This is a genomic window from Salipaludibacillus sp. HK11 (genome assembly GCF_047795645.1).
GTDB lineage: Bacteria > Bacillota > Bacilli > Bacillales > Salisediminibacteriaceae > Salipaludibacillus.
Map to the genome: position 1 here is coordinate 2412760 of NZ_CP181045.1, position 14723 is coordinate 2427482.

6 protein-coding genes are annotated in these 14723 nt (G+C 37.9%); all 6 read right to left on the reverse strand.

Annotation, left to right across the window (positions count from 1 at the left end; translation table 11 throughout):
• Positions 1-186 precede the first annotated feature (186 nt).
• Positions 187-8286 (reverse strand): immunoglobulin-like domain-containing protein, encoded by an 8100-nt coding sequence (locus ACM26V_RS11845; RefSeq protein WP_416151615.1) that lies wholly within the window; start codon positions 8284-8286, stop codon positions 187-189.
• Between the two features lie 313 nt (positions 8287-8599).
• Entirely contained in the window at positions 8600-9613 is a 1014-nt protein-coding gene (yjfF, locus tag ACM26V_RS11850) for a galactofuranose ABC transporter, permease protein YjfF (RefSeq protein ID WP_416151616.1), read from the reverse strand.
• A complete protein-coding gene (locus tag ACM26V_RS11855) occupies positions 9600-10637 on the reverse strand; it encodes an ABC transporter permease (protein ID WP_416151617.1) in 1038 nt (345 codons plus the stop codon). Before ACM26V_RS11855 ends, yjfF begins: the two co-directional genes overlap by 14 nt.
• Positions 10634-12154, reverse strand: coding sequence for a sugar ABC transporter ATP-binding protein (locus tag ACM26V_RS11860; protein ID WP_416151618.1), 1521 nt, complete (start codon positions 12152-12154; stop codon positions 10634-10636). The genes ACM26V_RS11855 and ACM26V_RS11860 overlap by 4 nt, the downstream gene beginning before the upstream one ends.
• A 103-nt stretch (positions 12155-12257) precedes the next feature.
• Positions 12258-13346: an ABC transporter substrate-binding protein gene (locus ACM26V_RS11865; protein ID WP_416151619.1), complete on the reverse strand. Its 1089-nt coding sequence runs from the start codon at positions 13344-13346 to the stop codon at positions 12258-12260.
• A gap of 374 nt (positions 13347-13720) precedes the next feature.
• Positions 13721-14713, reverse strand: coding sequence for a sugar ABC transporter substrate-binding protein (locus tag ACM26V_RS11870; protein ID WP_416151620.1), 993 nt, complete (start codon positions 14711-14713; stop codon positions 13721-13723).
• Positions 14714-14723 lie beyond the last annotated feature (10 nt).

Sequence of the window (14723 nt, forward strand, 5' to 3'; positions counted from 1 at the left end):
ATAAATCTTAATAAACGAAAGTAGCACCTACGCTTTTATACTGTTTATAAATTCGTAGATGCTAATTCATGTGTCCTGATATGAATATCGTATTTTGTTTTCTCTAAGGATCGTTACTATTGGTTTTACTAGCTTTCAAGTTACTTGAAAGCTAGTTGCCCATTTCGTCTTCTTTTTCTTACTCGTTCATTCAGACAATGAATCTAGTTTCGCTAAGGTCACGTAATCTGCAATCCCACTCACTATTAAGTCATTTGCTTGTTGGAAATCTCTGACGACGCCCATCGTCACCGGTCCGTAGTTTTCAGACGGATCCGAAGGGAAGTTGCCATAGCCCAAGGAAGTCAATTTTAGCTTCATGTCTTTCACTTCTGGTGCAGACTTTCCGTCTGTGTAGACGGAGTTTAAGATCTCATCCATCAGATCTAGTGTTTCCTGATTCGCTTCTCTCGTCACTTCAAGATCGAAGTAAACTTGGAACGAACTGACGACCGCTTCTGTCACGGGACCATACACGTCAGAAGGAGACGATGGGAAATTCCCAAATCCTAATTGTGTTAAGTTTAATTTAAGAAGGAAAATCTCATAGCCGACATCTCCGTCTTTATATGGAACGTCAAGCTTGATTTCGTCTACTTGTTCCGCGAGCAGCGCTAAGGTCACTGGATCTGCGATGCCGCTAACGACAAGATCATTCGCTTCTTGATACGCTCTCACAACGCCCATCGTTACCGGTCCATAGTTTTCCGATGGATCCGTCGGGAAATTACCGTATCCAAGAAGCGTCAAATCTAGCTTTAAGTCTCTGATTTCAGATGCTGAGTTTCCATCTGTATAGATGCCGTTCAAAATCTCGTCTATCAAGTCGAGTGTCGTTTGATCGGCTTCACCTGATACATCTAATCCAAAGTAATTTTGGAACGCAACGACCACAGACTCCGTCACAGGACCAAAATGCTCCGATGGTAATGTTGGGAAATTGCCAAATCCTAATAGTGTTAAGTTCTCTTTCAGTGTGACGATCTCTTGGCCAGTGTCCCCGTCTTTATAAGGAACATCAAGCGTCAAGGCATCCACTTGTTCCGCTAGTAACGCAAGCGTCACAGGATCGGCAATGCCGCTGACAACTAGTTGATTAGCTGCTTGGAAGTCACTCACAACCCCCATCGTTACCGGTCCATAGTTTTCCGATGGATCCATCGGGAAATTTCCAAATCCAAGAAGCGTCAAATCTAGCTTCAAGTCTCTGATTTCAGGTGCTGTATTTCCATCGGTATAAATCGAATTTAAAATCTCATCGATAAGCGATAATGTTTCTTCTCCTGCCATACCCGTTGCTTCAAGTCCAAAGTAATGCTGGAAGGAACGGACAACCGATTCTGTCACAGGACCAAATCGCTCTGATGGAGAAGCTGGGAAATTCCCAAATCCTAATTGCGATAAGTTTTGTTTCAGAGTCACAACTTCTTCACCTGTATATCCATCTTTCAAGACTGGATCTGGGTCTGTTGCTGCTTCTAACTGATCGATTGCTGCTTGCAAGGCTGTTACAGCTGCATCGATATCTTCTTGCGTCACTTCTTCATTTGCAAGTGTTTCTTCAGCCTCTGCAATTCCTGACTGTAAGCTAGCAAACGATTCTTCTGTATATTCTCCTTCATTTGTGTAAGCTTTTGCTGTGTCTAGTAGGCTCTCAAGTTCTTCCGTGTTTACTTCTGGAATTACTTCTCCTTCAACTGTGACACTGCTTACTGCCATATAACCACCATTTACTGTCGTAACAGTAATGTAAACTGATCCTTCTCGAAGTGCTGTTACCTTTCCATTTTCATCTACTACAGCAACGTCTTCATCACTGCTTGACCAAGTTACATGTTTATTCTCTGCATCTTCAGGTGTCACTGTCGCCACCAATTCGACTTCTTCTCCAGCTGACAGCGTAACTGTTTCTTCATTTAGCGTGACTCCTGTAACAGTGATTTCTGTACTAGGTTCCTCCACACTAGGCACATTTTCCATTAAACGCTCATGTTCTGCTTTTGTTACTGGTAACACAGATCCATGTCGGATTCCTGATGGGAAGCTATAGCTACTCGGCTCCGTCCACTCTCCAGAATCTAAGTCCGTGGATTCTAACGGCACATAGCCTCTTTGTGCAAATTCATCCACAAATAGGTACCATTTTTCTTCTGTGTTCGATTTGAAAATGATTGGTCCTTCTGTATGGCCAACATAATCACGTCCAACACTTCTTTTGATGAGTTCAAAATTCTCATCTAAAATCGAATCCCCTACGTCTTGGAAAATATATTTTCCATCTGGTGCTTCAGTGGAATTATTTCTTTCATCTTTATGGAATCGATAGATTTTGCCATCATGTTCTAACATCGTCGTATCAATAACAGAGTACCCATAGTCTATATAAATTTCAGGCTCGGTAAACGTATGGAAATCCCTCGTTTTTGTATACATCATTCGATTGTACGTTGCACCTGAGTTTCTTTGAGCTTCATTTTCATAAAGTTTAGAAGCCCAGAAGACAATATATTCGCCCGTTGTATCGTCGTAATATATTTCCGGTGCCCATGTATTCCCAGCTTCTGATGGTGCAACTTCTGCCATTCGTTGTTCAGACCAATTAATTAGATCGGTAGATTCCCAAACCATAATCGACCTACTTCCTCTAGTCTGAGCTCTATGCCAGTCATGATTTCCATAAATTCTTAAATCAGTAGCGATCATATAGAACTTATCACCCTCTGGTGAACGAATGATAAATGGATCTCTCAACCCTTCTTCCCCTAATTCTGAGATAATCGCTGGATTATTATTATTTAATGCTTGATAGTTTAGCGGATCATTTCCTTCACTTAAGGAGAAGAAAATTTGCTCGCCATCAGAACGACCTTCCCCTCTCATATAGCTAAAGAGGTATCCTTCATAATCGACTTTTTCTGGCATTTCTTTTACGGTTGCTAAAAATGACTTTGTAATCAATTCGTCATTCAGTGTGATTGTAGCGTTTAACCTAACTGTCACATCCCCACTACCATACGCTGGACGATAAACCTCTCCTGTTGTCGTGATCACAGACGAATCAGCAGTATCCCATGTGATCGTTGAACCGTTCTCTCCAGTAGTAGGTAAGGTCAAGTTTCCACGAACATCATTAATGTTATAAACTTTCAAATCCTTTGCATCATTGATCATAGCCTCAGAATCTGTTGGTAATCTAAACACCGTTACTGTAAATTCTTTCTCAACCGAATTTGTACCGTCAGATATTGTCACTGTAATGACAACTTCCTGACTACCTTCCTCATAAGAAGGTCTCGTTACGGTGCCGTCGTTTGAAATGATATCTTGATTGCTTGATTCCCATGTTAACGAAGTATCATAATCACCCGACGTATGGAATAATAAATGACTTGTTAGTTCATCTTTGTTCTCATTATTATTCATAAAAAACTCGTAATCAAGTTGATTTGCAACATACTCGAGGATGAACCCATTCATCTCAGCAATCTTTTCATCCATACCTTCTTGTAAATCACTTACTTCGGATGCAGATAATGCATCGTTATACACTTGGAAATCAGCAATCATCCCACCAAAGTATGGATCACTTGCATAGAACGATCTACCAATAAATCCACTTCTACCATTGGCATTGTTGATTTCTTCTAACGTGTAACCGTTTGTAGAACCAGTTCCAACTTCCACGCCGTCAATATAAAGCGTTAATGTTTCCTCTTCACCATCCATCACAGCCGTAACAACCTTCCAATTATCGGAATCTAATGTACCTGTAGTGCCATTAGCCGCTGCTTCATTTTGCCAGCTTGTAATTCCTAAACCAAGGCGCGCAGAATTGTTACCGGAATTCCGACTAGGTGTCACGTAGAAATATTTATCACTATCTTGACCTAATGCGAAAATCCACTCAGCTTGATTATTCCCTTTCCAGTTTACCAACGAGGAAACGGTTACACTTTCAAGCCCATCAAGAACACCTTCTGGCATTTCAATGTAAGAAGAAGTGGTGCCCCCATCAAAGCTAATCGCCCCGGTATTTTCCCCTCTAATCCACTCAGAATTTTCTGGATTGATCCAATCAGCATCATAATTACCTGTCGTATCTGGCACAGTTGTACCATCGATATTGTTCATCTCGTAATGAAGAATTTTGTCTCCATCGCCAGGTTCTTCAATCGGATTTATAAATTCTTCATCAGCCAATGTTTTGATTTCACCACTTGAAAGTGCTCGATTATATACTTGGAATTCATCGAAGATCCCATCAAATAAATTATGGGAGTCTCTTCTAGATTTCCCTAAATAATTCATTGTTGTCTCCAATAACATTCTAGGTTCAACATTGTATGTCGAGCTTCTCGATACCTCTTCACCATTAAGATACATTACGGCATCGAATCCTTCGATTGTTATTGCTATATGTTGCCATTGATTTGTTGATATTCTTGAATCTCTTAAAGCATATTTGTAGTTACTACCCAAAAGCGTATTTTGATTAGAAAATTTCTCAGTAAACGGAGTAACAATAGCAAACTCCAAATTCCCGGAATCTCCTTGAGTACTTAAATACATCGTGTTTCGATTTACGTTTCTACCTGTTTCTGAAGAAAAGTCAAAAATACGTTGATTTGCTTGGTTTCCTTTTACTTTGACCCATGTAGACATTGTCATGCTTTCCAAATCTAAATCACTTATTAGATTCTCTGGAAGTTCCACATAACCTGTTTCACCGTCAAGTTCAACCGCTCCAACCGACTCTCCTACTGTATCCTCAGTTGTAATTTCTGCTCCACCAATTAATTGAGCATCAAATCCATTACCGGAAATATCTTTTACCGTCGTTCCCTCAACATCTTCAGGGTTAAATGAATAATGAACAACTGGCTCACCGGAAGCTTCTGGTGCTGGTAAAGCATATTCTTCTTGTAGCGCATCATACTCAGCACGTGTAATCGGCATGACAGTTCCATGACGAGGTCCTGGAGGAAGCGCATACCCGGAATCTTCTATAAGATTATTAACTAATTGTTGCCCATCTTCTAAATCATCTGTCCAACGAACATGGTATGGCCATGAATCTAAGAACAAATACCACTTGTCTTCATCTGAATGAATGTCTTTAAATATCGTCTGACCCTCATTATTACCGCCATGACCTATTAATCCGCGATTTCCATCTCTTGTCCCTGGAACAGGTTCAAATTGAAATCCATTATCGACAATACCATCGGCATCGTAATAAAAGTCATCTGCTTTTTCGTAATAAACTTTGAACCCTACTTCCGATTTAGTGAATCGATAAAGTGTTCCTTCATTTTCAATAAACGATACGTCAATTGTAGGAAAACCTTCATCAATCATTACTTTCGGTTCAGAGAATGTATGGAAATCTCTTGTTGTCGCATAATACATAACATTGTACTGTCCTGATGGTCTACCGTTTGGATAATCTCCGTAAGTATCTTCGTTTTTCATCGAAGAAGCCCAAAAGACTACATATTCACCCGTTGGTTCGTGATACCAAGCTTCAGGTGCCCACGTATTACCACCATTTTCTGGAGCAACTTCTACCATTCTTTGGTCGCTCCAATTCACAAGATCATCTGATTCCCAAATCATAAGAGAATGACTTCCTGTAATTTGCGCTTGGTCAAAATTCGTACTCTCACCCATTTTTAAATCTGTTGCAATCATATAAAACTTATCACCTTCAGGAGATCTCATAATAAATGGATCTCTCAATCCCTCTTCACCCATCGTTGATTGAATAACTGATTGCCCATTATTCAGTGCTCTCCAATTTAGAGGGTCTTCGGCTGTTGCAAATGAAATTTCTTCTCCACCTTCATACTCTCCAGTAAAATAAGAAAAGAAGTAAGCATCATAGTCTATTTCGCCAGGTGCTTCTAAAACTTGAACGTCAAATATTTTTTCTGTTTGTTCAGCACCTTTTGATACCGTTGCAGTTAATTTAACTGCAGTATCCGCATCCGGACGTGTTACCCAACCAAGTTTCAGATCATCATCACCTGCTTCTTCTGAACCTTTAATAATTTCTGGATTTGATGATTCCCACGTAATTGTCGAACCATGTTCTCCAGTAATAGGTAATCTCAGATTTCCTTTAACCTGGTCTTGGTTGTAAATAACTATATTTGCTGCATCTAAATCTGCTCGTTGTTGATCCCCAAACTCTTTTAATACGACAACACTAAACATTTTTTCTGAAGTAAATCCTGCATATGAAAGAGTCGCAGTAAGATCTACTGTTGCGTCTGAATCATTAACACCTGGTCGAATTACTGTTCCATCATCTTGAATTACATCTGAATCGCTTGAGGTCCATGCTATCTTTACGCCATGTTTTCCTATTGTTGGTAGTGCCAAATTTCTCGTAATTTCATCTATATTTTCATCTCCTGCTGCTAAATAGTCTGAGATATTTAGAGAGTCTTTGGCGTCGTTTATAACTAACTCACCAATTAGGTCAACTTTTTCTGCCGTTTCATCGTACAAAAACTCAACTTCTTCGTCCGTTAGTGCTCCATCATAAACACGGAAATCTCCTATCATTCCTTTGAAATAAGGATCGTTTCCAAAAATCGATTTTCCAATAAAACCTGAAAAATCAGATGATAGATCTATGATATTTTCTAGTGCTTGTCCTCCAGCAGAACCTGAAGCGACTTCTTCGCCGTTAACATATAATGTCAATGAATCTGAAGATCCTGAAAAGACTACAGTAACAACTTCCCAATCTCTTTCTTGTAAACTTTCAGTACTTCTTATAAGAGTTTCACCTCTCCAACCACTATCTGATATACCTGTTGCAGCAACGTTACTGTTGCTAATACCATGTCTTGGCGTAACAAAAAAATAACCATTGCCGTACTCGATATCGCTATCTACCCTTCCTAACCCAAAAATCCAACGGTTCTGACCATCATTATCCCAGTTTACAAGGGTAGAAACTGTCACATCTTCTATGCCGTTTAGCAGATCTTCACCGTCCGTTCCCTTCGGAATTTCAATATATCCACTATTGGAATTTGAACTTCCACCGTCGAAACCGACGTAACCGACATCATCATTTTGGACGAGTTGCCCATTTTCCGGATTTTTAAACGCCCCGTCAAACGAAACCTCACTTCCAGAAACGTCTTTGATTATGGGTTGTCCACTATTTTCTTCAGTCGTTTTCATATCATAATGTAAAATATTTTCAGCTGAAAGCGGTGGGCTCGGTTTTTCGACACTTACTACACTAGTCGCGCTATAACCACCATCTATTGTCGTCACAATGATTTGTGCACTACCAGTATTTTGTGCAGTGATATTTCCACTGTCGTCTACCGCTACTATATTCTCATCACTACTTGTCCATTCAACACCTTTATTCGTTGCATCTTCTGGAGTAACTGTTACTCCTAGTTGTACCGTTTCTCCTTCTGTCAATGTAATTGTTTCTTGATCAAGGGAAACACCCGTTACGTTCACTTCATTTATATCTTCTTCCGTTAGTGCGTAGTTATATACCTTGAAATCAGCTAAATTTCCTGTAAATGCTGGGTCAGGATTATATAGCGATCTGCCAATAAATCCAATATAATCTGAATCTGCATCCACGCCCTCATCAAGTATGTCTATAATTGAGTACGTATGCGTCGTTTCGCCTGTGAATTCTCCATTTATATAATAGGAGACAATGCCTTCTGCAAAACTCGCTGTAAATGTATGATATTCTCCATCAGCGAGGGTCGCCTCTTGAAAAAGAACCTCATTTTCCGCATCTTTTAATCCAAATCGAACATTTCCCCCCTGCTGTTTCGGATTAAAAAAAACATAATTAGTTACATTCGGCCAATCAGCTCTTTGAGTCCCTAGGTTATATAGCCAATGATTCGCCTCTGTGCTTGTACTAAATGTTGTCTCAATCGTGAAGGTTTCATCTTCGATAAGTCCTTGTGGTAATTCCACATATTTGGATGGATCTCCAGTGAAGTTTAGAATCGCTTCACTATTTTCTTCTACGAAATCCCCCTCTTCAAATCCTACATAATCTGCATCAAATCCATTGTTCGTCACATCGATTAATTTACTTTCCGATGCTGTCATGTCATAGTGAGCAACCAAACCCTCTTCTGTTCCCTCAAATTCTACTGCCTGTATCGCTTGCACTGGGAGTAGGGACAATACCATCAAAATAGTCAAAAACATCGACATATACTTTGTCCTACTTTTACGTTTCATTCTTTCCCCTCCTTCATGTTCAGTTTAGTTCATGTAGTATGTTTGATCCCTCCCTTCAATATCGCTTCATTAGATTTGAAAATCCCTCCTTGAATTAACTGAATAATCAGAATAAATAAGGCGTAATATGGTTTTATTAACAGCAAAGATCTTTGCAAGTCAACGGCTCAGTATTTTTATCAAATTGCCATTTTGCTTTCAGCGATGCGCCCCCCTATAAACAGCATTTTATAAAAATAGCCAGAAAAGCTTGTTTATTAAAGGTTCTCCTAATAATTAGAGGGGACAAATCTAATTATTAGGAAATGTTCATTTATGATACCCGATCATTACTATCTTCATTTTTAAGAGTTATAGTATCCTTCTTTTTTTCCTCTCTTAAAACAATCAGCCTATGGAGCACAATAAACAACAATAATAATAGTCCAATCGCAATTCTTGTCCACCATGCACTTAAAGATCCTTCATAAGCAATAAGCGACTGGATTGTCCCTAACATAAGAACACCAACAACGCTTCCAGCCATATAACCAACTCCACCAGTTAACAATGTGCCTCCGATAACTACTGCAGCAATCGCGTTCAGTTCTAAACCATTTGCATGTAATCCATAGCCAGATAACATATAAAAAGTAAAAACTAATCCTGCTAGAGAAGCACAAAAGCCACTTACTGTGTAAACTAGAATTTTTGTTCTTCCTACAGGAAGTCCCATTAACAACGCAGATTGTTCACTTCCCCCAATAGCATAAACATTTCGGCCAAATTTTGTATAGTGAGCAACAAATATTGCTACACAAACGACAATTAATGCAATGACAACACTAATGGAAATAAAATAATCACCAATAGGGATTCTTGTACTTGCCATAAATTGAAAAAAATCATTATTAATGGCGATAGTTTCAACACTAATTAAAAAGGCTAACCCACGAGCCAGAAACATTCCCGCTAGCGTGACTATAAAAGGTTGTAAATTAAAAAAGTGAATACAACATCCCATAAGAAACCCTAGTAAAGGACCTACCATTAATGCTAATGGAATGACAATGAAGGGAGAAAGTCCAGACAAAAGTAAACTTGCTGTTACCATACTAGTGAGAGCAATGACTGACCCAACAGATAGATCAATTCCGCCAGAAAGTATCACATACGTCATTCCGACAGCAACGATAATTAAAAAAGCATTATCAATAAATAGGTTGAAAAAAACTTGGGGAGAAGTAAAATTAGAATACCTTATCAATCCAAATGAATACATGAGCGCAAATAACATCAGTGTAACTACTAAAGGGATCATTCTATTATTTATTTTAAAGCGATTCATGATGATTCACTCCCTTATCTTTAAGTCTTTTTCGAGAAGGAAATAAACCTGAAATTGTTTTTCTAAATTCTGGAGATTGTAATAGACATACAATTAACACAACAAGCGCTTTTACGACAAGAATAGATTCAGCATTGATCCCAAGAGCATATATTGTTGTTGTCAACGTTTGAATGATCAGAGCGCCTATCACCGTTCCCATTATGAAAAACCTTCCCCCCATCAACGAGGTTCCACCAATGACTACGGCTAATATGGCATCCAATTCATACCAAAGACCAGCATTATTTCCATCTGCACTAGCGACATTAGAACTTAAAATTAACCCAGCTATACCAGCGCATAAACCAGAGAACATATAAACCATTAAAATAATATTCTTTGAACTAATTCCAGATAAACGGCTTGCTAACGGATTACCTCCTACTGATTCAATAAATAAACCAAGAGCTGTTTTTCGAGTCATATATAGTGCAAAACAGAGAACAAACACTACGATATAAATAGAAAATGGCAGCATAAATAAATGGCCCGAACCAATGAAAGAATAGGGTGCATAATAAATTGTAGTTATTTGTCCACCTGTAATAAGTTGCGCAACACCTCGTCCTGCTGTCATTAAGATCAATGTTGCTACAATTGGTTGAACACCGAGACGAGAAATTAACATGCCATTCCATAATCCCGTAGTTGCAGAAAGTCCAAGTGCTAGAGCAATGGCAAGAAACAACGGAAACAAGCCCCCAGAATCTCCAAGACTTCCTCCTACTATCATCGCGGCCATAGCACCCGAAATTGCAATAACGGAACCTACACCTAAATCAATTCCTTTAGTTGCAATGACTAGTGTCATTCCTATCGAAATTAAAATAAGTGGAGCTCCCCGATTCAAAATAGTAATTAGACTTCCTGTCAAATTTCCATTTCTTACTTCAATAACAAAAAAACTAGGATTATATATAAAATTTATAAGAAGTAACAATAATAGAACTACTATCGGCCAAAACAATCTAGATTTCATCATGGTTTTCCTCCGGCAATCTTTTTCATAATATGCTGATGGTCGATCTTCCCATCATTCCGTTCTTCAGATATCTTTTTGCGATCTCTCAAAACGGCAATTTTTCCACACGTACGCACTACTTCTTCTAACTCTGATGACACGAACAAGATCGATTTACCTTTATCTTTTAATGAGATCATTAGTTTTTGTATTTCAGCTTTGGCACCTACATCAATACCTCTCGTTGGTTCATCGAGTATTAATAAATCTGGGTTGGTAATTAACCATCTTGCTAACAATACTTTCTGTTGATTCCCTCCACTTAAATTCTTCATTAACTGTTCCGGATTCGGCGGATTAATATTCAATAAACGTACGTATTCATCTGCAATTTCAACTTGTCTCTTATAAGGAATATAGTTAAACCAACCTTGCATTCCTTGGATAGCTAATATCATATTTCCTCTAATCGATACGTCAGGAATAATTCCTTCTGCTTTACGGTCTTCTGAGCAAAATGCCACGCCATTTTGTATCGCTTGTTTTGGAGTATTCAACTGAGTTGTCTTTCCTTTTATTTTTAGTACTCCAGAATCCGCCTTATCTGCACCGAATAGTAATCTTGCTAATTCGGTTCTCCCAGAACCAAGCAGACCTGCAAGACCATAAATTTCACCTGAATGTAATCTCAAGTTAAATGGTTCGATGCTCCCTTTTTTGGTCAATTCTACCGCTTCTAAAAATAAATTATTATTATCTGAGTTTAATTCGATATCTTCTTGTGTGATCTCTGAATCCAACTGTACTAATTCTTTGCCAATCATCTTCGAAATTAATTCAAGCCTCGGAAGTTCTTTCGTTTTATATTCACCAATACATTCGCCATTTCGCAAAATGGTAATTCGGTCAGATATTTCATACACTTGATCAAGAAAATGACTTATAAAAATAATCGCCATTCCTTCTTTTTTTAACTGATTAATCACTTCAAAAAGCTGTTTCACTTCCTTCACATCAAGACTGGACGTTGGTTCGTCAAGAATCAAGACTTTTGATGATACATTTAAGGATCTAGCTATTGCTATCATTTGTTGTATAGCAACGGAGTATGATGATAGTTCTTTCGTCACATCAATATCCAACCTTAACTTAGCTAAAAGTTCTCGCGCTCGTGTATTCATTTTTTTCCATTGTATGCTACCATTTTTTGTGATTTCACGGCCGATAAATATATTTTCAACAACCGATAAATTAGCGCATAAATTTACTTCTTGATATACTGTGCTAATTCCTAATTCTTGGGCATGGAGTGGATTAGTCACAATAATTGGTTTTTCTTCTAACGTGACAGTTCCTTTATCAAGTGGATAAACACCAGTTAATACTTTTATAAGTGTCGATTTTCCCGCTCCATTTTCCCCCATTAATGAATGAATTTCTCCTGAATACAATTGAAATGATACGTTTGATAATGCTCTAACTCCTGGAAAAACTTTTGTGATACCTTCCATAACAAGTATAGGAGTTTTTTCTCTCATTCTATGACATCCTTACTCTCTTTTTTTGAAATGGAGCCACTTCTATTCAGAAACGAACAGAGTGGCTCCCATGACAATTAGAGTTTATTTTTTATTAATTCGTTTAGTACTGACGAGAATCTATTAAATCGGCCGCTTGATCCATCGTATACATATCTTCCTCAACAGCTATTCGTTTAGGTAACTCCTCACCACCTATATGATCTTCAATTAATTCAACTAATTGAGGACCAAATTGTGGATTACATTCAATCGTTACGTTCATTTTTCCAGCAACCATCGCTTCAAATGCACCTTTAACGGCATCTACACCGATGACAATAATATCTTCTGCTGGCTTAAGGCCATATTCTTCAATTGCTTGAATAGCACCAATTGCCATGTCATCATTGTGTGAATATAATACATCGATATTGTCTCCGTCAGATCTTAAGAATGACTCCATAACTTCTTTCCCATCAGTTCGTGTAAAATCACCCGTCTGAGACTGAGTTATCACAAATTGAGGATGGTCTTCTAGTACTTCTTCAAAACCAGCCTTTCTATCAATTGCTGGTGCAGAACCAACAGTACCTTGTAACTCAACGATATTAATTTCACCATCATGATCGGCCATTTCTTCAACTAACCATCTTGCTGCTTTACGTCCCTCTTCAACAAAATCTGACCCTAAAAATGTTACCCATAAGGAATCATCCTCAATATCAACAGCTCGATCTGCTAAAAAGATTGGAATCCCTGCATCTTTTGCTTCTTGCATAACAGTTTCAAATCCTGTTTCTACTACTGGAGAGAATACAATCGCATCTACTTCCTGAGAAATAAATGAACGGATTGCAGAAATTTGATTTTCTTGTTGTTGCTGACCATCTGAGAATTGTAATTCATGACCTGCGTCAGTAATAGCATCTTGAATGGAAGCCGTATTCGCAGTTCTCCATTCACTTTCCGCCCCAACTTGTGAGAAACCGATGACTAGTTGATCATCAGAATCCGCTTCCACTTCTTCTGCTGCTTCTTCTTCATTATTATTGTTTTCAGGTTCGTTCATAGTATTGTTGTTATTTTCTGCATTGTTATTATCGTCTGTATTTGCACTACCCTCTTCATTTGAATTACCACATGCTGACAACATGAGTAGCAATAACAATGCTAAAAACAGAATGACTCTTCCTTTAAATAATTTTTTCATAATAATTAAACCCTCCTTATGGTTCGCTAATTAACAGAGTATATCTCCATCTAATAAGCGTTAAGTTAACTATAAAGCGCTTTCACAAAATATGTAATAGAATAATTTTCGAGAAAAATACAACATATTTCAGTCTCTTTTCAATATAGAATGAATAGTGCGATTTCTTTAGATGATAGTATAATATTTTACAATTAGTGTGAATTTTCACATTAGAAAAACTTGGCCTGTCGCCAAGTCCTCCATGGCGAAAGCCTTAGTTTATCTTATACTTTCATCCTTTAGCGAAGTTACACATTCTTAAAATACAAAAAACCACGTATCCTTTTGAGACATACGCGATCTTAATGTAAATATTAAACTTACTAATGTGATTAATCTGCGGTCAATAAATACTCATCTATATTTGTTGAATTAACTTCTATTGTTTCTGTTATTTGATAAGGTGCGATGTCTTCACCTAAATAGGAATCATAAAGACTTTCTATAATTAACTCTCCCCACGTATATTGACTTTGGGAAATAGTACTTGTTATATGATTATTTTCAATTCCATCAAGTATCATAGGTAAATCATCAAATGTAATAACACTCTTTTCCTGTAATCCTTTTGCTTTCCATACTGTAACTGCTGCTGGCCCAGACAATGAGTCAATCCCTATTAAAGCATCGAATTCGGGAAATTCATCTACCATTTCTTCAATATTTGTTAATGTTTTGGATGGATTTCCATCACTATATCTAATATCCATTATCTCGATATCTGGATATTCTTTAAATTTTTCAATAACTCCGTCAATTCTAGTATTGAGATTTAACATAGTTGATAAACCTGAACTAACTATGACAGCTCCTTCGTAATCAAGCGCTTCAGCAACAACTTCCCCCAAGTGCTCACCAGCAGACAAGTTGTCTGTACCAATATATGAAACACGGTTACTTTCTGGCGCATCAGTATCAAAACAAATGACATTAATTCCGGCATCAATGGCTTTATTAATGAACGGTGTCAATATAGCTGAATCTGTAGGACCTATCGCAATTCCATCCACATTTTGCTTTATCAGACTATCCATGATTTGGAGTTGTTCCTCAACACTAGCTACGTTAGGAGCACGGACGACGATATCAACTTCCTCCCCTATGTTTTCTACCATTTCCCTAGCGCCTAATGTTACTAGTTCAAAGAAGGGATGTGCTACAGGATATACGATAGCAAAAGTAAGTTTTTCTTCATTGGTAGTAGAAGTTTCTATGTCATTAACCGATTGAGTATTCAAGTCTTCTTGATTGTTTTCAACAGATTTACACGAAACTGTAATTGTTAATAAAACAAGGCAAGCTGCCATCGGAAATAACATCTTCATAAAATATTAC